This window comes from Streptomyces sp. NPDC003027 (genome assembly GCF_053591435.1).
The window spans coordinates 41192-61855 of sequence record NZ_JBSFTU010000013.1; the positions used below are offsets into that span (position 1 = coordinate 41192).

Sequence of the window (20664 nt, forward strand, 5' to 3'; positions counted from 1 at the left end):
CGCTAGAAGACCGGCACGCCGTCCCGGGTCAGCTTCCAGTCCACCGACGCGAACCGGCCCGGGTCGATCGTCCCCTTCGCCCGCACCCACTGGATGATGGTGTTACGGATCTCGTCCGAATCGGCCCACAGCTGCGGGGCACCGGCGACATGCGGGAACGCGCCGCCACCACTGGCACGGTAGTTGTTCACCGCGAGCACGAACCGCGCGGCCGGATCGACCGGCGCGCCCTCGAACGCCAGGTTCACGATGCGCGAACCGGCCGGCCTGGCGATGTCGATCTCGTACGTCAGGCCGAACACGGCGTCATAGTTGTAGTCCGGGATCCCCGACGCATTCGTCAGCTTCGACGGATCCACGGGCGCGCCGGCCGGCGTCTGGACGTAGTACCGCGCCGAATACTCCAGATAATCCTTCAACTGGGCGCCCGTCAGAAGGCGCGCCTCCAGCGTATTCTCGAAGGGGTACAGCCCGGCCGCGTCCCTGATCGTGACCTGCCCCGCCGGGATCGCCGCCGTACGCGAGAAGCACGACGCCTGCGAGAGCACGGGCAGCGCCGCGTACTCCCCGCCGGCCAGCGCCGCCCGCACCGTCTCCGCCTGCACCTGATTGATCAGGTCGATGATCGGCTCGTCCTTCCACGGCGCGTCGGCCGTGGCCATCGCGGCCGTGGACGTACCGATGACCTGGTTGACATACGCGACGACCTTCTCGTGCTCGTCCGCCAGCAGCCCCGTGATCTCCGGGTCCTCCTCCACCGTGTTGGAGTTGAGGACCTGCGCGGCCACCTTCTCCACGCTCCAGCGGCCCTTCTCCCACACCAGGTCGAAGTCGAAGAGGGTGAGGCGCTGACCCCACTTGAGCGGCTCCGAGAGCACCACGTCCCGGCCGGTCTCCCTGTTCCTCACCCGGTACTCCGGGATCTCCGTGTGAGCGTGCCCCACCAGGATCGCGTCGATACCGGGCACCTGCTCCGCCACCAGACCCGCGGCGTTCTCGATGTGCGGCAACTGGTCCCCGTACGACGACGTCCCGCTGGAACCGCTGTGCGCCGACACCACCACCACGTCCGCACCCATCGACCGCAGCTTCGGCACCCACTTCGCCGCCTGCTCCTCCAGACCCGGGAAGACCATCTTCCCCGTGACGTTGGCCTTGTCCCAGATCGCGATGCCGGGATTGGTCAGACCGAGGATCGCGACACGGACATCCCGGCCGTGCGGCGTCCGCAACCGGTGCATGCTGTACGGCGGAAAGGCCGGACGCAGCGTCCTGGCGTCCAGCGCGTTGGCACCCAGCAGCGGGAAGTCGCACTGCTCCTCGAACCTGCGCAGCACCGGGATGCCGTAATTGAACTCGTGGTTCCCCAACGCGGCGGCGTCGTAGCCGATGGCGTTCATGGCCTGAGCCATGGGGTGGACGGGCCCGCCCGTCCGGGTGATCGGATCCACCTTGGCGTAGTAGTACGACAACTGGGTGCCCTGGATGGTGTCACCCGCGTCGATCAGGAGCGTGTTGCCCTTCCCCTTCGCCGCGCGCACCTGGCCGACGAGCGTGGAGATCTTGGCCAGGCCGACGTCGTTGTGAGCCCTGTCGTCGAACTCCCTGTCCGTGAAGTAGTCCCAGTTGAAGACGTTGCCGTGCAGGTCGGTGGTGCCCATCACGGTGAAGGAGTACCGCTTGACCGGCTTGGGACGACGCCCGTGGGCCTGCGCGGGGGCGGCGGCAGCCCCCGTGGTGAGGGCAGCTCCCGCCCCGACGGCGACGGAGCTCTCCAGGAACGTCCGACGGTTCAGCGGCATGTGTTCTCCTTGGTCCAGTGGCGCACAACGCGCGTAGATTCTGGCCCAGCAGCCGCGCCCGGCAACAGACCTTTCCGGTTACGGAGTGGGAAAGTGTTCGACGGACACCCGTCGCCGTACATGGAGGAGCCGGCCGTGACGCACGAACATCCGACCCCCGAAGCACCGCACGTCACCGTGCGCGGCGAAGGACGACTCGAAGTCGACCCGGACCTCGCCCGGATCTGGGTCACGGTCACCGCCCGCGGCGCCGACCGCGCGACCACCCTCGCCGACCTCACACGCCGCAACACCCACATCCTCGACCTCCTCAAATCCCACGGCGACGCCGTGGAGAAACTGGAGACCGGGCGCTTCTCGATCGCCCCCGACTTCGGCCGACGAGGCCGGCAGGAGCGGCCCCGCGGCTACCAGGGGACCGTACGCGTGACCGCCGAACTCACCGACTTCACCGTGCTGGGAGAGCTGGTCACCCGCCTCGCGGACCTGGAGGCGACCGCGGTGGACGGCCCCTGGTGGGCCCTGCGACCCGACTCCCCGGCCTACGCCGAGGCCCGCCGCCTCGCCGTGACAGAGGCGGTCCAGCGCGCCCGCGCGTACGCCGAGGCGCTCGGCACGACACTCTCCGCCCTGCTCGAACTCGCCGACACCGGCCTCATCCCCCCATCCGGCCCCATGGGCGGCGCCCGCATGGCCTTCGCCGCCGAATCCGCCGACACAGCCCCACCCCTGGACCTCGAACCCCAACGCCAGACGGTCACAGCCGAGGTGACCGCCCGCTTCACGATGAACCCACCGGTGCTCTAGCGGGAGGCGGGGGTGGGCCCTGGTCGACACCGGCACAAGCACGCCACCGCTCGGCCGACCAGCCCTTCCGCGGCCGCTCGCCCCCACCCATGACAGAACTTGCAGCGAGTTTCTGCAACAACCTTGTTGAATACGGTAGTTGATGCCACTGTTGTCCCGTCTGGATCAGACCCCAACGGGAGGCGCAGTGCGCAACGCGAGACGACTTCTCCTCAGATTCGGCGCCATGGCGAGCTCGGCACTCACGATCGCGGGGATCGGCCTCATAGCCGCCCCTCCGGCCGCGGCCGTCGACTACTACTACGAACTTCCCTACCCCTCGGGCGAGTCCTACCTCGTCACCCAAGGACCCGAGGGCACCTACTCCCACACCGGCCCGTACAACGAGTACGCCTGGGACTTCGGACTGCCGGCGAACTACGAGGTCTCCGCCGCCCAAGGCGGCACGGTCCTCGTCTCCGACTGGTCGCCGTACTGGCAGAACGGCATCGAGGTCATCATCCGCCACTCGAACGGCCAGTGCACCCACTACGCACACCTCAACCGGGCGATCTACAACACCGGCGACTGGGTCCCGCAGGGCCGGATCATCGGCTGGTCGGGCGCCACCGGAGCCGCGACCGGCGCCCACCTGCACTTCCAGGTCATCAACTGCAACACCCGCGTCGGCATCCCGGCCACGCTTCAGGGCTGGACACCCCCCACCGGATCGCGGCCGGTGAGCGTCAACACACGCGCCTGACACCGGCCCCACCCCCGCCACACCGGCGGGACGAGCGACCGGAGCGGCGGGTCAGCCGCCCCGCTCCCGGGCCCTGCGCGGTGCATCACGCGCAGGGCCCGAACGGAGCTTCGTACGGGGCTACACACAGGGCACGCGAAGGGCTCGCACGGCTCCCGCAAGCGCTCATCAGAGCACCCGCCCGCACACATTCAAGACTTGTCAATAACCTTTCACGCGAAGGTTGTTGAACAGACATGCCGAGCCCCTTCTCTACCCATCGGTAAGCTCTAGGGTCGAACCATGCGCCGAGCCAAAATCGTTTGCACCCTGGGACCAGCCACCGACACATACGACCAGATCAAAGCCCTGGTCGAAGCCGGAATGGACGTCGCACGCCTCAACCTCAGCCACGGCACCTACGCCGAGCACGAGGAGCGATACCAGCGTGTACGCAAAGCCTCCGACGAGACCGGCCGCAGCATCGGCATCCTCGCCGACCTTCAAGGCCCGAAGATCCGCCTCGGCCGCTTCCGCGAAGGCCCCGTACTCCTTGAACGCGGCGACGACTTCACCATCACCGTCGAACCCATGGAAGGCGACCGCCACATCTGCGGCACCACCTACCAGGGCCTCGCCACCGACGTCACCACCGGCGAACGCATCCTCGTCGACGACGGCCGCGTCACCCTCGAAGTCACCGGCGTCGACGGCCCCCGCGTCCACACCCACGTCGTCGAAGGCGGCATGGTCTCCGACCACAAAGGACTCAACCTCCCCGGAGTCGCCGTCTCCGTACCCGCCCTCTCCGAGAAGGACGTCGACGACCTCCGCTGGGCCCTGCGCACCGGCGCCGACGTCATCGCCCTCTCCTTCGTCCGCAGCGGACGCGACATCGAGGACGTCCACCGCATCATGGACGAGGAAGGCCGCCGCCTCCCCGTCATCGCCAAGATCGAGAAACCCCAGGCCGTCGAGAACATCGACGACATCGTCGCCGCCTTCGACGGCATCATGGTCGCCCGCGGCGACCTCGGCGTCGAAATGCCCCTCGAACACGTCCCCATCGTCCAGAAGCGCGCCGTCAAACTCGCCAAGCGCAACGCCAAGCCGGTCATCGTCGCCACCCAGATGCTCGACTCCATGATCGACAACTCCCGGCCCACCCGCGCCGAGGCCAGCGACGTCGCCAACGCCGTCATCGACGGCACCGACGCCGTGATGCTCTCCGGCGAGACCAGCGTCGGCAAGTACCCCGTCGAAACCGTCAGGACGATGAGCCGCATCGTCGAGGCCGCCGAGGAAGACATCCTCGCCAAAGGCCTCCCCCCGCTCACCGAACGGAACAAACCCCGCACCCAGGGCGGCGCCGTCGCCCGCGCCGCCGCCGAGATGGGCGACTTCCTCGGCGCCAGGTTCCTCGTCGCCTTCACCCAGTCCGGCGACACCGTCAAGCGCCTCTCCCGCTACCGCTCACCCATCCCCCTCCTCGCCTTCACCCCGGACCCGGCCACCCGCTCCCAGCTCAACCTCACCTGGGGAGTGGAGACCTTCCTGGGCCCGCACGTCGACTCCACCGACGCGATGGTCGCCCAGGTCGACGAGGAACTCCTGCGGATCGGCCGCTGCGAGAAGGGCGACCTCGTCGTGATCACGGCCGGCTCCCCGCCGGGCGTCGCGGGCTCCACGAACCTGGTCCGCGTCCACCGCATCGGGGACGCGGTGACGAACTGAGGGCTCAGCGCTTGGGCCCGACGTGGGCGTCCATGAGGGCGACGGAGGCTTTGCGGGCGACGGAGATGTTGTACGGGTCAACGCCTCGGGCGGTGGTCGTCCACTCGACGCCGACCTTGCTGAGGGTGTCGCCGAACAGCTGCCGGATGTCGTCCGACTTGTTGGTGAAGAAGTAGCGCGGGTACTCGTACCGCTTGCGCTCACCGCCGACGAGTCGGGTGGTCCAGTTGGTGATCCGGCAACCGTCGGAGTGGACGAGGCCCCGGATGAACGGCCAGGGGTGCTTGTCGACGATCGTCTGCTGCCAGGGTTCGAGGACGATGCGCCGCTCGTGCTTCTTGCCGGGCCCGTGCTGCGGAAAGAGACAGACGAGATGCAGAGAGTACAGCTTCACGTTGTGGCACCCTTTCCTGCGCACCCGGCAGGTGGAGTTCTCCGGGAACACCCGGCGTAGGGCCGCTTCCGCCTCGTCCTGCACGCCGGGCCAGGCGTCGTCGAGAGTGATCATGAGGCTCGGCACGCGGTGGGTCGAGTATCGGCTGATGTGTCCGTCACCCAAGTAGAGCCCTAGGAGGTAGGCGTACGCCGCCTCGTCCAGTTCCCGTCCGTCGCAACGGTGGCACTTGGGGTCAGGGCGGCCCGGACACTCGCCGCGTTGCGCGCGGTCTTCGTGCTTCCAATAGCTGATCGTGCCTGCGGGAACGTGGAGCTTGCGTGCGACGTCCGCGTTCCTGGCACCGCCGCGGAGCAGGGTGAGGGCATGCTGTCGTACTTCTGTGCCGTGAAAGTGCATGCGATCACACTGCGCAATATCATCTTGCTGCGCGTAGCAAAAAGCGGACATTCACGCGAAGGTGAAAGTCCGCTTCGAAAGTTGTGCCGGGTGCGGGACTCGAACCCGCAAGCCCTCACGGGCAGATGTGTTTGAGACATCCGTGTATGCCATTCCACCAACCCGGCGAGGTTGCCAGTCGGAGTGTACCCGGTCACCGGCGTATCCAGCAGCTAGGTAGGCTTCTGGGTGCAGCGCCACGCCCCGCAACGAGGAGCCCCCGTGACCGCCCCCGAGTCGCCCCAGCCCGCCGCCGACGACGTCGACGCGTCGCACGTTCCGCCGCTGACGACCCGTGTCGTCATCGCCGAGGACGAGGCTCTCATCCGCCTCGACCTCAAAGAGATGCTCGAGGAAGAGGGCTACACGGTCGTCGGCGAGGCCGGCGACGGGGCCCGGGCCGTGGAGCTCGCCCGGGAGCACCGGCCGGACCTGGTCATCCTCGATGTGAAGATGCCGGTGCTGGACGGGATCTCCGCCGCCGAGAAGATCGCGGGTGAGTCGATCGCGCCGGTGCTCATGCTCACCGCCTTCTCCCAGCGTGACCTGGTGGAGCGGGCGCGGGACGCGGGGGCGATGGCGTACCTCGTGAAGCCGTTCAGCAAGAGTGATGTGGTGCCGGCCATCGAGATGGCTGTGTCGCGCTTCGCCGAGCTGCGGGCTCTGGAGAAGGAGGTCGCTGATCTCTCGCAGCGGCTGGAGACGCGCAAGCTGGTGGACCGGGCGAAGAGCATTCTGCAGACGCAGTACGGGTTGACGGAGCCGGCGGCGTTCCGCTGGATCCAGAAGACGTCGATGGACCGCCGTATGTCGATGCAGCAGGTGGCGGAGGCGGTCATCGAGGACGCCGAGGAGAAGAAGGCGGCCAAGGGCCAGCAGTAGTCGTTCAGGACAGAAGAAGGCCCGCCCCACTGCGTTGTGGGGCGGGCCTTCGTCTTGGGTGGGGCTTACTCCTCGCCGAGGTACGTCTTGCGGACGTCGTCGTTGTGGAGGAGGTCCTGGCCGGTGCCGGACAGTTTGATCGTGCCGACCTCGAGGACGTAGCCGTAGTCCGCCAGGGAGAGGGCGGCCTGCGCGTTCTGCTCGATGAGGAGGATCGTCATGCCCTCGGCCTTGAGGGTGGCGATGGTCTCCATGATCTTCTGCATCATGATGGGGGAGAGGCCCATGGAGGGCTCGTCCAGCATGAGCAGCTTGGGCTGGGACATGAGCGCCCGGCCCATCGCGAGCATCTGCTGTTCACCGCCGGAGAGGGTGCCGGCCGCCTGCTTGCGACGTTCGCCGAGGATCGGGAAGAGGTCGTAGGCGCGCTGGACGTCGCGTTCGATGCCGTCCTTGTCCTTGCGGAGGAAGGCGCCGAGTTTGAGGTTCTCGGTGATGGTGAGGCGCGGGAAGATGTGCCGGCCCTCGGGGGAGTGCGCCATGCCGAGGGAGACGACCTTGTGGGCGGGGATGCCGTTGAGCACCTGGCCGTCGAAGGTGATCTTGCCGCTGGAGGGCTTGAGCAGTCCGGAGAGGGTGCGGAGGGTGGTGGTCTTGCCGGCGCCGTTGGTGCCGATGAGGGTGACGACCTGGCCGGCTTCGACGGTGAAGGAGATGCCCTTGACGGCTTCGATCTTGCCGTAGGCGACCCTGAGGTCCTCGACCTCGAGTAGTGCGGTCACTTGGTGTCTCCCTTGGTGGTGCTGTCCGCGTTGCCGGTCGCGGGTGCTTCGGGGGCGTCGTCGGCGGGGGGGTCGGTGGCTTCGGTGGCCTCGTCCGCCTGGTCCGTCTCGTCGGCGACCTCCGCGGGAGCGTCGTCGGCGTCGCCGTCGGCGTCCTGCTCGGCGTCTCCCTCGGCGTCGGCGTCGGCGTCGTCGTCGCCGGCCTCGGCTTGTGCTTCGGCGTGTGCCTCCGCCGCTTCGACCTCGGCGACCTCTTCGGCGCCCGGGGCGCCTTCGTACGGTGTGCCGAGGTAGGCGGCCACGACGCGTTCGTCGCCCTGGACGACGTCGGAGGTGCCCTCCACGAGCTTCTCGCCCTGGACGAGGACGGCGACCCGGTCGCACAGGTTGAAGATGAACTTCATGTCGTGCTCGATGACGAGGACCGCGATGCCCTTGTCGCGGATGGCGAAGACGAGTTCCTCGGTGGTCCGGGTCTCGTTCTGGTTCATGCCGGCCGTGGGCTCGTCGAGGAGCAGCAGGCCGGGGTCGCTGGCCAGGGCGCGGGCGATCTCCAGTTTGCGCTGTTCGCCGTAGGGGAGGTTGCGGGCGAGGTGGTCCGCCTTGTTGGCCAGGCCGATGAACTCCAGGAGTTCCATGGCCTTTTCGCGGGAGGCGGCTTCGGCCTTCTTGAAGCCGGGGCCGCGCAGGAGCGCGGACCAGAGGCCTTCCTTGGTCCGGGTGTGGCGTCCGACGAGGACGTTCTCCAGGACGGTCATGTTGGAGAAGAGGCGGATGTTCTGGAAGGTGCGGGCGATGCCTGCCTTGGTGACGAGGTGGGGTTTGGGCGGCAGGACGGTGCCCTTGTAGCTGACCTGTCCCTCAGTGGGGACGTACAGGCCGGTCAGGCAGTTGAAGAAGGTGGTCTTGCCGGCGCCGTTGGGGCCGATGAGGCCGACGATCTCGCCCTGGCGGACGGTGAGGTCCACTCCGCGTACGGCGGTGAGTCCGCCGAAGCGCATGGTGACGCCGCTGGCGTCGAGGACGGTGGCGGCCGTGGCCGTGGTGGTGGTCGTCATGGCGTTCACGCACCCGCCTTCGCGGTTCCGGCGCCGGACTCGGCGGACAGCCGTGGCTCCGGTACGTCGAGCTTGTCGGCGTTCTCGTCGTGCTCGTGGTATTCGAGCTGGGCGCGCCGGTTGGGGATGAGGCCCTCGGGGCGGAAGCGCATCAGCAGGATGAGCGCGAGGCCGAACGCGAGGAGCTGGAAGTCCTTGAGGAAGGCGAGCTTCTCGGGGATGAGGAAGAGCAGGGCCGCGCCGAGGAGCGGGCCGCGGATGGTGCCCATGCCGCCGAGGATGACTGCCGCGAGGAGGAAGGCGGAGTTCGGGGCGACGGGTCCGGCGAAGACGTACATCTCGGGGAGGACGGTGCCCTGGAAGTGGGCTTGGACGGTGCCGGCGACGCCGGCGAGGGTGGCGCCGAGGGCGAAGGCGATCAGCTTCACGCGGAAGCCGTTGATGCCCATGGCGGTGGCCGCTGTCTCGTCCTCGCGGATGGCGACCCAGGCGCGGCCGATGCGGGAGTCCTGGGCTCGGCTGAAGATGAGGACGACGAGCACCATGACGAGGAGCATCAGCAGGTAGTAGTTGGCGTACGAGCCGAGTTCCACGCCGAGGATGGTGTGGGTCTGGCCGAAGTCGTAGCCGAAGATGTTCAGCGCCGGGATGTTGGGGATGCCGTTGGGTCCGTTGGTGATCTGGGGTCCGTTGTCGCCGTCCATGTTGTTGACGGTGATGCGGAAGATCTCGCCGAAGCCGAGGGTCACGATGGCGAGGTAGTCGCCGTGGAGTCGGAGGGTCGGTGCGCCGATGATGACGCCGAAGATCAGTGAGGCGATCGCGCCGATGATCATGGCTGCCCAGAAGGGGAGCTGGATGTCGAGGGCGGAGGCCGTGGATCCGGAGACGAGGGCGGCGGTGTAGGCGCCGACGCCGAGGAAGGCGACGTAGCCGAGGTCGAGGAGGCCGGCCAGGCCGACGACGACGTTCAGGCCGAGGGCGACCGTGGCGAAGATGAGGATCTGCACCGCGATCACGGTGAACGTGTCGGTGGTCTGGGTGAAGGGGAAGACGGCCGCGGCGGCGAAGGCCGCGACGGCGGCGACGTGCTTGTTCTTCGAGGCGATCGCGGAGAGCCGGGCCATGAGGCCGGACTTGGCGAGGGCGCCGGCGGCGAAGCCGGCGAGGAGCAGGTAGCCGATGAACAGCTCGGGGTATTCGGTGGAGATGCCGTATGTCACGGCGTACATGCCGATGGCGAAGGCGACGACGATGATGAGGATCTCTGCCCAGGAGGGGAGTTCCTTGGGCTTCGGCGCCTTGCGGGTGTCGTCCTTGAGCGCGAAGGCGGTCAGGGGGACGAGGGTGGCGGCGGCGGCGACGAATCCGCCCGGTTCCAGGTGGGCGAGGCCGCCGAGTTGTACGGCGATGGCGAGGACGGTGTACCAGGTGGTGCCGAGTGCGCCGAGGGCGAGGAACCGCAGGGCTTTGGTGGAGCCGGCGGGGGTGAGCCAGCGCAGGCCCTTGATGCCGAGCCCGGAGAGGGCGAAGAGCGTCAGGAGGAGGCCGGCGAGGAGGGTGAGGACCTGGAGGCCGCCGGGGTAGCCGGTGACGGTGAGGTCGCCGGGGAATTCGGTGGTGTAGGTCCAGGCGAGGAAGGTGCTGGCGACGGTGGCGAGGCCACCGGCGGCGACGATCCGGTGGAGGAGGCCGGGGGCCTGGGGGGCCGCGGTCTTCTCGGGGGTGGTGGACTCTTCGGGGGTCTTGGTGAGGTCAGTGGTCATCGTGCTCACGCCCTGTCCGCGACGCGCTCACCGAGCAGACCTTGTGGTCTGAACAGGAGGACGAGGATGAGGAGGGAGAAGACCCAGATGTCCTTCCAGGCGCCGCCGCCGAACTGGGCCATGCCGGGGATGTGCTCGACGTAGGCGATGGAGAGGGTCTCCGCGAGGCCGAGTACGACGCCGCCGATCATGGCGCCGTAGATGTTGCCGATGCCTCCGAGTACGGCGGCGGTGAAGGCCTTGAGGCCGAGCAGGAAGCCCATCTCGAAGCGGATCTGGCCCTTGTCGAGGCCCTCGGCGACGGCGGCGACCGCGGCGAAGGCGGCGCCGATGGCGAAGGCCATCACGATGATGCGGTCGGTGTTGATGCCCATCAGCTTCGCGGTGTCCGGGTCCTGCGCCGTGGCCTGCATGGCGCGGCCGCTGCGGCTCTTGGAGACGAAGAGGCCGAGGGCGAGCATGCACGCGGGGGCGGCGACGAGGACGAACGCGTCGGCGCGGGAGATCGCGAGGTGCTCGAAGATCTGGAAGCTTCCTCCCTTGAATTCGGGGAAGCTGACCGGGCTCTTGGCGCCGGGGTAGAAGCCCCAGACGATCTGCTGGAGCACGATCGACAGACCGATCGCCGTGATCAGGGGTGCGAGGCGGGGGGCGCCGCGCAGGGGCCGGTAGGCGAAGCGTTCGGCGGCGGTGGCGACGGCCACGGAGACCACCGCGCCGCCTATCAGCATCACGGGTATCGCGATCACGAGGGCGGTGCCCTCGGGGAGGATGGTGTACGCCGTGAGGGCGCCGAAGCCCCCGATCATGAAGATCTCGCCATGGGCGAAGTTGATGAGCTGGACGATGCCGTAGACCATCGTGTAACCGATGGCGATGAGGCCGTAAAGGGCCCCCAGGGCAAGGCCGTCGGCCAGCTGTTGCGGCAGTTCGTTCACCGCAGGGCCTCCGATGAGCGTGTCGGATATGACACCGCGCGAGGGCGCTGTTTGCGCCCTCGCGCGGCTTGGTTCAGGTGGTGCGTGTGCGGGGCGGTGCGGGGTCAGTCCTTGAAGGTCTCGGACTTGACGTCGGTCCAGGCGCCGTTCTTGACCTGGTAGACGGTGAGCTGCTTGTTGGTGGTGTCGCCGTACTGGTCGAAGGAGACCTTGCCGGTCACGCCTTCGAAGGAGACCTTGGACATGGCCTCGGTGACCTTGGCGCGGGCGTCGTCGGGCAGCTTGCCGTTGTTGGCGGCGACGACGGCCTTGACGGCCTGGATGATGGACCAGGCGGCGTCGTAGGAGTAGCCGCCGTAGGCCGCGTACGGGTCCTTGTAGCCGGCCGCGTTGTAGTCGGCGATGAACTTCTTGGCGGTGGGGAGCTTCTCGACGGGGAAGCCGACCGAGGTGGCGAGGTCACCGTCGTTGGCCTCGCCGGAGGCCTTGATGAACTGCGGGTCGTAGATGCCGTCGCCGCCCATGGTGGGGATCTTGGCGCCGGTCTTCTTGACCTGGTCGGAGAGGAGGCCGCCCTCGGGGTACTGGCCGCCGAAGTAGACGGAGTCGGCGCCGGAGGCCTTGATCTTGTTGGCGGTGGAGGAGAAGTCGGTCTCCTTCACGGTGACGGAGTCGGTGCCGGCGACGGTGCCGCCCAGGCGCTTGAACTCCGCGGCGAAGATCGCGGCGAGGCCGGCGCCGTAGGTCTGCTTGTCGTTGACGACGAAGACCTTCTTCTTCTTGGCGTCGTTGAAGAGGTAGTTCGCGGCGAACTTGCCCTGGACGACGTCCGTGGTGGCGGTGCGGAAGTAGGTCTTGAACGGGCGCTTGAACTCGCCCTTGCCCCAGTTGTCGCCCTGGGAGAGGGAGGGGTTGGTGTTGGCCGGGGAGACCTGGGTCAGGTTGGCCCGCTCGAAGTCCGCCTGCATGGACTGGGAGACGCCCGAGTTCAGCGGGCCGACGACGCCGAGGACGTCCTTCATGCCGGCCAGCTTGGTGGCGTTGGCCTTGCCGGTGGCGGGAACGGCCTGGTCGTCGAGGGCCTCGATCTTGAACGTGACGCCGGGGACTTCTTTGTTCTTGTTGGCGGTCTGGACCGCCAGGTCCACGGAGTTCTTGATGCCCTGGCCCAGTGCGGAGAGCGAACCGGTGAGCGGCGCGTCGACGCCGATGACGACCGTCGTGCCGCCGCCGCCGGCGGCGCCGTCGGTGCTTCCGCCCTTGTCGTCGCGGGAACCGCACGCGGTGAGGGTGAGCGCTCCCGTGGTGATCACGGTGGTGAGGATGAGCAAGGAACGGTGTCGCACGATGAATCCTTTCCCTGGCGCGGCCCCCTCGAGCTGAGGCGGTGCCGTGAAGCCGTGGCAAGAGGTGCCGTTGGTGAGTGCCGGGCCGTACGGGGATGACTGGCTGGGTGGTGCAGGGCCGTGCTGTGGACGCGCCCGGCGGCGCGGTGACTGGCGGTGACTCTAAGCGCAGGTGGGGGAGGTGGGGAGCGGGGAGGTCAGGATGTGACTGTCTTGTTATCGCAAGGGGGAGAGGAGGTGGACACCCGGGGGGCAAAGCGGGGTGTAACGGTCAGTTGCGGGGTGTTCACATAGTGAGAATGTGCAGTTCCGCTCAGGGGCTTGAGCAGATCATGGTCCTGTCGTCAGGCCGCAGGAGGCTGTCCGAATAGCGGACAGGGGGTCTGATCTGAGCGGACGGAACGCAGAGGGTGCCACTCCGCTTCTGGAGCGCGCGAGTGTTACGGAGTGTTACGAGGGTGGGGCGGTGGCGTGCTTGTCACCATGGCCGCCGTGCGGCGGGCCGGTTTCCGGTTCCCGGGTCTCCGGTGGCGGCGTTCGGGGTCGGGGGTCGGCCGAGGCGGGTGCGGCCGAGGCGGGTGCGGCCGTGCGGCCCGCCGGAACGCCGAAGGCCAGGACCGCGCGAAGAGCGGTCCTGGCCTGGGTCTGCGGCGACAGCGCCATGCGCGCCACGCTAGGTGATCGTCGGCATGGGCACAACCAGCCTGCCGCCTACGGCAGTTGGGTGAACGGCTTCAGGAAGTCGCGGGCCCCGGGCGCGTCGAGCCGGTACGTGACGTTGGTGGCGTAACAAGGCGCGTCGCCCGTGATCGTGGTGGCGACCAGGGTGAGCTTCCCGTCCAGCGTGGCGAAGTTCGGACCGCCCGAATCGCCGTAACAGGCACCGCCGTTGCCCTGCGGGGCCGTCATGGCGAGCCGGATCCACGCGTCGTTGAGCGCGTTGAAGGTGACCGGGGCCTTCAACCGGACGCCGCCGCCCGGGTGGGTGTGCCCGCCGGGTCCGCGCCGTGCCTCCTGGGTGCCGTAGCCGGCGACCACGAACGAGGTGTCGTTCAGGCCCTGCGCGCCCAGCGCGGAGAGCGCGCCCGCCTTGGGGAGCGCGGCGGGCGTGAACGCCCAGCGGGCCTTCATCGCGGCGGCCGGTACCTGGACGACCGAGATGTCGCGGGTGTCCGAGGCCGGGCCGGGGTACGCGGGGTGGTTGTGTGCCGTGCCCTCGACGGCCACGGCCTTCGCCACGGCGGCCGGATCCCCGGGATGCTCGGCGGCGGCCCTGTCCAGACCGCCCTGCACGTCCTGGTCGAGGGAGACGTAGAACCTGACGTTCTCCGGCCAGTCGGTGGTGCAGTGCGCGGCGGTCAGGAAGGTGTCCGCGTCGATCATGGTTCCCGAGCAGACCCAGTCGACCCGGTCGGGCGTCCCCGGGTCTCCGTCGTTGTCCCAGGTCGCGACGAGCGCGCCGACCTCGGTGCGCTCGGGCGCGGGGGTCGCGTTGTACGAGTTGATCGCTGCGGACGGGATCGCGGTGGCGAGAACGGCAGCGCAGGCCACGGCGGTGACGGCGGTCGCCACGGTGGTGATACGTACGGCGGTCAAGAAGAGCCCCTCGGTGTGTGAGTGGATCGGGTCTTCTCCTGTGGGGGAGGCTCGTCAGTGAAGCGCCTGCGGCAGGTGGGGGCAAGAGGGGCTGCGGATACGGGTGTCGGCGGACCGCCCCGAGCGGTGGAGCGGCCGGGCCGCCCGGAGCGGTCGCGCGGCGAGGGTCGATGGCTTCCGCGAAGCGCCGGACGGGCGGGCCCGGGTGCGCTCCGCCGCCGGCGGCCGGGCGGGTGTCGGAAAGCCGCGAGCGCTCCGGGGGCGATGTCCGGAGGCTGGGACCGTGGTCTGCGGCACCGCGTCCGGCAGCGGGGACCGGACCTGGCGGAACGACGTCCGGAAGGCGACCTTCCGTCTCCGGAGACCGGGTATCGCGCCCGGGGCGGTACGCGCGCCCGCGCTCGGGCTCCGCGCCCCGCCGCCGCCCGGCCTCAGGCTGCCTCCCCGCGGCCGTGGTCCGTGAGGTGAACCCGCGGCGGTCACTGTGCGTGTGCCGCCGAGGCTCGGTCATGGGGCGCCGTTCGGACGGGGGCCCGCGCCGGGGAAACCCTCGATCCCGGACCCGCCAGGGGGCGTCGCGGAGCGCGGCCCGGGACGGAGTGGGCCGCCCAGGGCCTGCGAGCGATGCGGCGGCGGGCCGCCTGCGGTCAGGCCCCGCCGCCGGTCACGCCCGCATCCGGGACCTTGTCCGCGTCCTTGGGCGTGACCTCCCGCAGCAGGCAGGTCAGCCGCGCCGTGCAGACCCGCTTGTCCTGCTCGTCCGTGATGACGATCTCGTACGTGGCCGTGGAGCGCCCGCGGTGGACCGGCGTCGCGACGCCCGTGACCAGGCCGCTGCGCACCCCGCGGTGGTGCGTGCAGTTCAGGTCCACGCCCACCGCGATCTTGGAGACGCCGCCGTGCAGCATGGAGCCGATCGAGCCCAGCGTCTCGGCGAGCACCGCCGAGGCGCCGCCGTGCAGCAGGCCGTACGGCTGGGTGTTGCCCTCCACCGGCATCCTGCCGACGACCTTCTCGGCCGAGGCTTCGACGATCTGCACGCCCATCCGGTTGCCGAGGTGCCCGGCGGAGAAGAGAGCGGGAAGATCCACGCCGAGCGCGGCGTACTCGTCGACGACCTCCTGCGGGAACTTCACGTGCTGCTGCTCACCCATCGGCCCGGCTCCGTTCGTCTGCGTACGACTGCTGATCCACTGATCCACTGATCCGCCTGATCGCCTGAGCGAACGCTTAGGCGGACGGTGATTGTTCCAGACGCACGATCACGGACTTGCTGGCGGGGGTGTTGCTGACATCCGCCGTCGACTCCAGCGGCACCAGGACGTTCGTCTCCGGGTAGTACGCCGCCGCGCACCCCCGGGCCGTCGGATAGTGCACCACCCGGAAGCCGGGCGCCCGGCGCTCGCTGCCGTCCGTCCACTCGCTCACCAGGTCCGTGTACGCCCCGTCGGCCAGGCCCAGCTCCGCCGCGTCCGCCGGGTGGACCAGGACGACGCGGCGGCCGCCCTTGATGCCGCGGTAGCGGTCGTCCAGGCCGTAGATCGTGGTGTTGTACTGGTCGTGCGAGCGCAGGGTCTGCAGCAGCAGCCGGCCCTCGGGAACCCTCGGATACTCGACGGGCGCGGCGGTGAAGTTGGCCTTGCCGGTGGCCGTGGGGAAGCGGCGCTCGTCGCGCGGACCGTGCGGCAGGGCGAAGCCTCCGGGGTTCGCCGCGAGCCGGTCGTTGAAGTCCTCGAAGCCGGGCACCACGCGCGCGATGCGGTCCCGGATCGTGGCGTAGTCCTTCTCGAACTCCTCCCAGGGCGTCGCCGAGGCGGCGCCGAGCACCGCCCGCGCCATCCGGGCGACGATCGCCGGCTCGGAGAGCAGATGCGGACTCGCCGGCGGCAGATTGCCCCGCGAGGCGTGCACGAGCCCCATCGAGTCCTCCACCGTCACGAACTGCTTTCCGCTCTTCTGCACGTCCTTGTCGGTACGCCCGAGTGTCGGCAGGATGAGCGCGCGCGTGCCGGTGACCGCGTGCGAGCGGTTCAGCTTCGTCGAGACGTGCACCGTGAGCCGGGCCCGGCGCATCGCCGCCTCGGTGACCTCCGTGTCCGGCGTGGCCCCGACGAAATTGCCGCCCATCGCGAAGAAGACCTTCGCCTCGCCGTCGCGCAGCGCCTGGATGGAGCGGACCACGTCGTAGCCGTGGTGGCGCGGCGAGACGATCCCGAACTCCTTGTCCAGGGCGTCGAGGAACGCGGGCGCGGGGCGTTCGAAGATGCCCATCGTGCGGTCGCCCTGCACGTTGGAGTGGCCGCGGACCGGACAGACCCCGGCGCCCGGGCGGCCGATGGCGCCGCGCAGCAGGAGGAGGTTGACCACCTCGCGGATGGTCGGCACGGAGTGCTTGTGCTGGGTGAGCCCCATCGCCCAGCAGACGATGGTCCGCTCCGAGGCGAGCACCATCTCCAGGGCCCGCTCGATCTCGCCCCGGGTCAGGCCGGTCGCGGCGAGCGTCTCGTCCCAGTCGGCGGCGCGGGCGGCGGCGGTGAACTCCTCGTACCCGTGCGTGTGCTCGCGGACGAACTCCTCGTCGACCGCGCCCTCCGTCTCGATGATCAGCTTGTTGAGGAGCCGGAAGAGGGCCTGGTCGCCGCCGATCCGGATCTGGAGGAAGAGATCGGTGAGCACGGCGCCCTTGAGCATGCCCTGCGGCGTCTGCGGGTTCTTGAACTTCTCCAGGCCGGCCTCGGGCAGCGGGTTGACCGAGATGATCCGGGCGCCCGCGGCCTTGGCCTTCTCCAGGGCGGAGAGCATCCGCGGGTGGTTCGTCCCCGGATTCTGCCCGGCGACGACGATCAGGTCCGCCTGGTGCAGATCCTCCAGCGAGACACTGCCCTTGCCGATCCCGATGGTCTCGTTCAGCGCCGAACCGGACGACTCGTGGCACATGTTGGAGCAGTCCGGCAGATTGTTCGTACCGAACTCCCGGGCGAACAGCTGCAGCAGGAACGCGGCCTCGTTGCTGGTGCGCCCCGAGGTGTAGAAGAGCGCTTCGTCGGGGGAGGACAGCGCCCGGAGCTCCTCGGCGATGATCGCGAAGGCCCGCTCCCAGGGCACCGCCTCGTACCGGTCCCCGCCCTCCGGCAGATACATCGGCTGCGTGATGCGGCCCTGCTGGCCCAGCCAGTAACCGCTGCGGGTGGCCAGGTCGGCCACCGGGTGGGCGGCGAAGAAGTCGGGTGTCACCCGGCGCAGCGTCGCCTCCTCGGCGACCGCCTTCGCCCCGTTCTCGCAGAACTCCGCCACGTGCCGCTTGTCGCCCTCCGGCCAGGCGCAGCCCGGGCAGTCGAAACCGTCCTTCTGGTTGACCTTGAGGAGGGTCCGGGCCGTGCGCCGCACACCCATCTGCGCCTGGGCCATCTTGAGGGTGTGGGCGACGGCGGGCAGCCCCGCGGCCGCGTGCTGGGGCGGCGCGACCTGCGGCGCGTCCTGGACCGGGTCGCCTGCGGGCGGCTTGCTGACCATCGCGCTCTCCCTTGAGCGGAACTCTGCTGCGTACGTCTTCGATCCTGTCACGGACCTCCGACAGCGGGGGAGCGGACCAGGTGTGGACGGGATTGTCAGCGGTCCGTGGCAGGATCGTGTGCGTGGCCGAGACAGCATCGAAGAAGACCGAAGACAACCGTCCCCGTCTGCTCCTCATGGACGGGCACTCCCTCGCGTACCGGGCGTTCTTCGCGCTGCCCGCGGAGAACTTCACCACCGCGAGCGGACAGACGACGAACGCGATCTACGGCTTCGCGTCGATGCTGGCGAACACGCTGCGCGACGAGGCGCCCACGCACTTCGCGGTCGCGTTCGACGTGTCCCGCAAGACCTGGCGCTCGGCCGACTTCCCCGAGTACAAGGCGAACCGCTCCAAGACCCCGGACGAGTTCAAGGGGCAGGTCGAGCTGATCGGCGAGCTGCTCGACACCATGAACGCGGTGCGGTTCGCGGTGGACGGCTTCGAGGCCGACGACGTGATCGCCACGCTCGCCACCCAGGCCGAGGCGGCCGGCTTCGACGTCCTGATCGTGACGGGCGACCGCGACTCCTTCCAGCTGGTCACAGACCACGTGACCGTGCTGTACCCCACCAAGGGCGTCTCCGAGCTGACCCGCTTCACCCCGGAGAAGGTCCAGGAGAAGTACGGCCTGACCCCGTCGCAATACCCCGACTTCGCCGCCCTGCGGGGCGACCCGTCCGACAACCTCCCCGGCATCCCCGGGGTGGGCGAGAAGACCGCCACGAAGTGGATCAACCAGTTCGGGTCGTTCGCGGAGCTCGTCGAGCGCGCCGACGAGGTCAAGGGCAAGGTCGGCCAGGCCCTGCGCGACCACCTGGAATCGGTCAAGATGAACCGCCACCTCACCGAGCTGGTGAGGGACGTCGAGCTGCCCCGCGGCGTCGCGGAGCTGGAGCGCGCCCCGTACGACAGGACCGCCCTCAAGGGCTTCCTGGAGGTCCTGGAGATCCGCAATCCGAGCCTGCGGGAGCGCCTGCTCGCGGTCGACCCCGGCGCGCAGGAGGAAGAGGCCCCGGCCCCCGAGGCGGGTCTCGAGCTGGACGGCACGGTCCTCGGCTCGGGCGAGCTTGCCTTCTGGCTGGAGCAGCACGGCGGGCAGCCGCTCGGTGTCGCCACCGTCGCCACCTGGGCCCTGGGCGTCGGCAATGTCAGCGAGGTCGCGCTCGCGGCGGCCGACGGCAAGGCGGCCTGGTTCGACACGACCCGGCTCGACGAGACCGACGAGCGTGCCTTCGCCGCCTGGCTCGCCGACCCTGCCCGGCCGAAGGTGATGCACAACGCCAAGGAGTCCCTGCGGGTCTTCCCCGAGCACGGCTGGCACATCGAGGGCATCACGATGGACACCGCCCTCGCCGCCTATCTGGTCAAGCCGGGGCGTCGCTCCTTCGCCCTGGACGCGCTCTCCGTCGAGTACCTCCACCGCGAGCTGGCCCCGGCCACCGCCGACGGGCAGCTCGCCTTCGGTACGGACGAGCACGCCGAGGCCGACGCGCTCATGGCGCAGGCCCGCGCGGTCCTGGACCTCGGTGAGGCGTTCGGCGACCGGCTCGGCGAAGTCGGCGCGACCGATCTGCTGCACGATGTCGAACTGCCCACGTCCCTGCTCCTCGCCCGGATGGAGCGGCACGGCATCGCCGCCGACCGTGCCCATCTGGAGGCCATGGAGCAGCAGTTCGCGGGCGCGGTCCAGCAGGCCGTGAAGGAGGCCCACGCCTCCGTCGGCCACGAGTTCAACCTCGGCTCGCCCAAGCAGCTCCAGGAGGTCTTCTTCGGCGAGCTGAACCTCCCGAAGACCAAGAAGACCAAGACCGGTTACACCACGGACGCGGACGCGCTGGCCTGGCTGGCCGCGCAGACCGAGCACGAACTGCCGGTGATCATGCTGCGCCACCGTGAGCAGGCCCGGCTGCGCTCCACGGTCGAGGGCCTGATCAAGACGATCGCCGCCGACGGCCGGATCCACACCACCTTCAGCCAGACCGTCGCCGCGACCGGACGCCTCTCCTCCACCGACCCGAACCTGCAGAACGTGCCGGTCCGCACCGACGAGGGCCGGGCCATCCGCCACGGCTTCGTCGTGGGCGAGGGCTTCGAGGCCCTGATGACCGCCGACTACAGCCAGATCGAACTGCGGGTGATGGCCCACCTCTCCGAGGACGAGGGCCTCATCGAGGCGTTCACCTCCGGCGAGGACCTGCACACGACGGTCGCCTCGCAGGTCTTCGGCGTCGAGCGGTCCGCCGTCGACGCGGAGATGCGGCGCAAGATCAAGGCCATGTCCTACGGCCTGGCGTACGGCCTGTCCGCCTTCGGCCTCTCGCAGCAGCTGAACATCGAGGCGGGCGAGGCCCGCGCCCTGATGGACACCTACTTCGAGCGCTTCGGCGGGGTACGGGACTATCTGCGCCGGGTCGTCGACGAGGCCCGGGCGACCGGGTACACCGAGACGATGCTGGGCCGCCGCCGCTATCTCCCGGACCTGAACAGCGACAACCGCCAGCGCCGCGAGGCCGCCGAGCGGATGGCGCTGAACGCCCCGATCCAGGGCACCGCGGCGGACATCGTGAAGGTCGCCATGCTGAACGTGGACCGCGCCCTGACGAAGGCCGGCCTCTCCTCCCGCATCCTCCTCCAGGTCCACGACGAAATCGTGGTCGAGCTGGCCCCCGGAGAGCGGGAGCGGGTCGAGACCCTGGTGCGTCAGGAGATGTCCTCGGCGGTCTCCCTCCGCGCCCCGCTCGACGTCTCGGTGGGCGTCGGTCCGGACTGGGAGTCGGCGGCGCACTGACGACCGGACGGCCGACGAAGCGCGCGCCGGGCGCCCTCCGTCGGCCGTCTGTCTGC

At 69.3% G+C, this 20664-nt stretch carries 15 protein-coding genes and 1 tRNA gene; 5 read left to right on the forward strand and 11 right to left on the reverse strand.

The window, feature by feature from the left end; translation table 11 throughout:
• Positions 1 to 2: 2 nt before the first annotated feature.
• Positions 3 to 1802, reverse strand: coding sequence for a bifunctional metallophosphatase/5'-nucleotidase (locus ACWDX6_RS12375; protein ID WP_451484874.1), 1800 nt, complete (start codon positions 1800 to 1802; stop codon positions 3 to 5).
• A gap of 120 nt (positions 1803 to 1922) precedes the next feature.
• On the opposite strand from ACWDX6_RS12375, the gene ACWDX6_RS12380 reads away from it, so the two are divergent.
• The 3 genes from ACWDX6_RS12380 (at position 1923) to pyk (ending at position 5064) form a co-directional block, all read left to right on the forward strand.
• Positions 1923 to 2609: an SIMPL domain-containing protein gene (locus ACWDX6_RS12380; RefSeq protein WP_451484948.1), complete on the forward strand. Its 687-nt coding sequence runs from the start codon at positions 1923 to 1925 to the stop codon at positions 2607 to 2609.
• A gap of 226 nt (positions 2610 to 2835) precedes the next feature.
• Positions 2836 to 3351: a M23 family metallopeptidase gene (locus tag ACWDX6_RS12385; protein WP_451484875.1), complete on the forward strand. Its 516-nt coding sequence runs from the start codon at positions 2836 to 2838 to the stop codon at positions 3349 to 3351.
• A gap of 282 nt (positions 3352 to 3633) precedes the next feature.
• Entirely contained in the window at positions 3634 to 5064 is a 1431-nt protein-coding gene (gene pyk / locus ACWDX6_RS12390) for a pyruvate kinase (protein WP_451484876.1), read from the forward strand.
• A 4-nt stretch (positions 5065 to 5068) separates the two neighbouring features.
• Here pyk and ACWDX6_RS12395 read toward each other — a convergent pair whose 3' ends face one another.
• Both ACWDX6_RS12395 and ACWDX6_RS12400 read right to left on the reverse strand, forming a co-directional pair.
• A complete protein-coding gene (locus tag ACWDX6_RS12395; RefSeq protein WP_451484877.1) occupies positions 5069 to 5857 on the reverse strand; it encodes a helix-turn-helix domain-containing protein in 789 nt (262 codons plus the stop codon).
• Between the two features lie 84 nt (positions 5858 to 5941).
• A tRNA-Leu gene (locus ACWDX6_RS12400) sits at positions 5942 to 6024 on the reverse strand.
• A 94-nt stretch (positions 6025 to 6118) separates the two neighbouring features.
• Here ACWDX6_RS12400 and ACWDX6_RS12405 point away from each other — a divergent pair.
• On the forward strand, positions 6119 to 6778 hold the full coding sequence (locus ACWDX6_RS12405) for an ANTAR domain-containing response regulator (protein ID WP_451484878.1): 660 nt from the start codon (positions 6119 to 6121) through the stop codon (positions 6776 to 6778).
• Between the two features lie 65 nt (positions 6779 to 6843).
• On the opposite strand, the gene ACWDX6_RS12410 is transcribed toward ACWDX6_RS12405, so the two are convergent.
• From ACWDX6_RS12410 to ACWDX6_RS12445, 8 genes are all read right to left on the reverse strand, one after another.
• Positions 6844 to 7560, reverse strand: a complete 717-nt coding sequence (locus tag ACWDX6_RS12410) for an ABC transporter ATP-binding protein (RefSeq protein WP_451484879.1) — start codon at positions 7558 to 7560, stop codon at positions 6844 to 6846.
• Positions 7557 to 8618 (reverse strand): ABC transporter ATP-binding protein, encoded by a 1062-nt coding sequence (locus tag ACWDX6_RS12415; protein ID WP_451484949.1) that lies wholly within the window; start codon positions 8616 to 8618, stop codon positions 7557 to 7559. Before ACWDX6_RS12415 ends, ACWDX6_RS12410 begins: the two co-directional genes overlap by 4 nt.
• Positions 8619 to 8623: 5 nt before the next feature.
• The gene (locus ACWDX6_RS12420) at positions 8624 to 10384 is read right to left on the reverse strand and encodes a branched-chain amino acid ABC transporter permease (RefSeq protein ID WP_451484880.1); all 1761 of its coding nucleotides are present in this window, start codon (positions 10382 to 10384) and stop codon (positions 8624 to 8626) included.
• Positions 10385 to 10389: 5 nt separating this feature from the next.
• Complete coding sequence (locus tag ACWDX6_RS12425) at positions 10390 to 11322, reverse strand: branched-chain amino acid ABC transporter permease (RefSeq protein WP_451484881.1); 933 nt, start codon at positions 11320 to 11322, stop codon at positions 10390 to 10392.
• Positions 11323 to 11426: 104 nt separating this feature from the next.
• Positions 11427 to 12668, reverse strand: a complete 1242-nt coding sequence (locus ACWDX6_RS12430; RefSeq protein ID WP_451484882.1) for a branched-chain amino acid ABC transporter substrate-binding protein — start codon at positions 12666 to 12668, stop codon at positions 11427 to 11429.
• Positions 12669 to 13379: 711 nt separating this feature from the next.
• Positions 13380 to 14264 (reverse strand): trypsin-like serine protease, encoded by an 885-nt coding sequence (locus tag ACWDX6_RS12435; RefSeq protein ID WP_451484883.1) that lies wholly within the window; start codon positions 14262 to 14264, stop codon positions 13380 to 13382.
• 647 nt (positions 14265 to 14911) lie between these two features.
• Positions 14912 to 15418 (reverse strand): PaaI family thioesterase, encoded by a 507-nt coding sequence (locus tag ACWDX6_RS12440; protein WP_451484884.1) that lies wholly within the window; start codon positions 15416 to 15418, stop codon positions 14912 to 14914.
• 76 nt (positions 15419 to 15494) lie between these two features.
• A complete protein-coding gene (locus ACWDX6_RS12445) occupies positions 15495 to 17777 on the reverse strand; it encodes an FdhF/YdeP family oxidoreductase (protein ID WP_451484885.1) in 2283 nt (760 codons plus the stop codon).
• A gap of 176 nt (positions 17778 to 17953) precedes the next feature.
• On the opposite strand from ACWDX6_RS12445, the gene polA reads away from it, so the two are divergent.
• Positions 17954 to 20608 (forward strand): DNA polymerase I, encoded by a 2655-nt coding sequence (gene polA, locus ACWDX6_RS12450; protein ID WP_451484950.1) that lies wholly within the window; start codon positions 17954 to 17956, stop codon positions 20606 to 20608.
• Positions 20609 to 20664: the final 56 nt, after the last annotated feature.

Excerpts from the sequence above, each read along its gene's own strand:
- ACWDX6_RS12420 (WP_451484880.1), bottom strand. The coding sequence starts at position 10,384 with ATGACCACTGACCTCACCAAGACCCCCGAAGAGTCCACCACCCCCGAG.
- ACWDX6_RS12380 (WP_451484948.1), top strand. The coding sequence starts at position 1,923 with ATGGAGGAGCCGGCCGTGACGCACGAACATCCGACCCCCGAAGCACCG.
- polA (WP_451484950.1), top strand. The coding sequence starts at position 17,954 with ATGGACGGGCACTCCCTCGCGTACCGGGCGTTCTTCGCGCTGCCCGCG.
- ACWDX6_RS12415 (WP_451484949.1), bottom strand. The coding sequence starts at position 8,618 with ATGACGACCACCACCACGGCCACGGCCGCCACCGTCCTCGACGCCAGC.
- ACWDX6_RS12445 (WP_451484885.1), bottom strand. The coding sequence starts at position 17,777 with ATGGTCAGCAAGCCGCCCGCAGGCGACCCGGTCCAGGACGCGCCGCAG.
- ACWDX6_RS12395 (WP_451484877.1), bottom strand. The coding sequence starts at position 5,857 with ATGCACTTTCACGGCACAGAAGTACGACAGCATGCCCTCACCCTGCTC.
- ACWDX6_RS12440 (WP_451484884.1), bottom strand. The coding sequence starts at position 15,418 with ATGGGTGAGCAGCAGCACGTGAAGTTCCCGCAGGAGGTCGTCGACGAG.
- ACWDX6_RS12375 (WP_451484874.1), bottom strand. The coding sequence starts at position 1,802 with ATGCCGCTGAACCGTCGGACGTTCCTGGAGAGCTCCGTCGCCGTCGGG.
- ACWDX6_RS12385 (WP_451484875.1), top strand. The coding sequence starts at position 2,836 with ATGGCGAGCTCGGCACTCACGATCGCGGGGATCGGCCTCATAGCCGCC.
- pyk (WP_451484876.1), top strand. The coding sequence starts at position 3,634 with ATGCGCCGAGCCAAAATCGTTTGCACCCTGGGACCAGCCACCGACACA.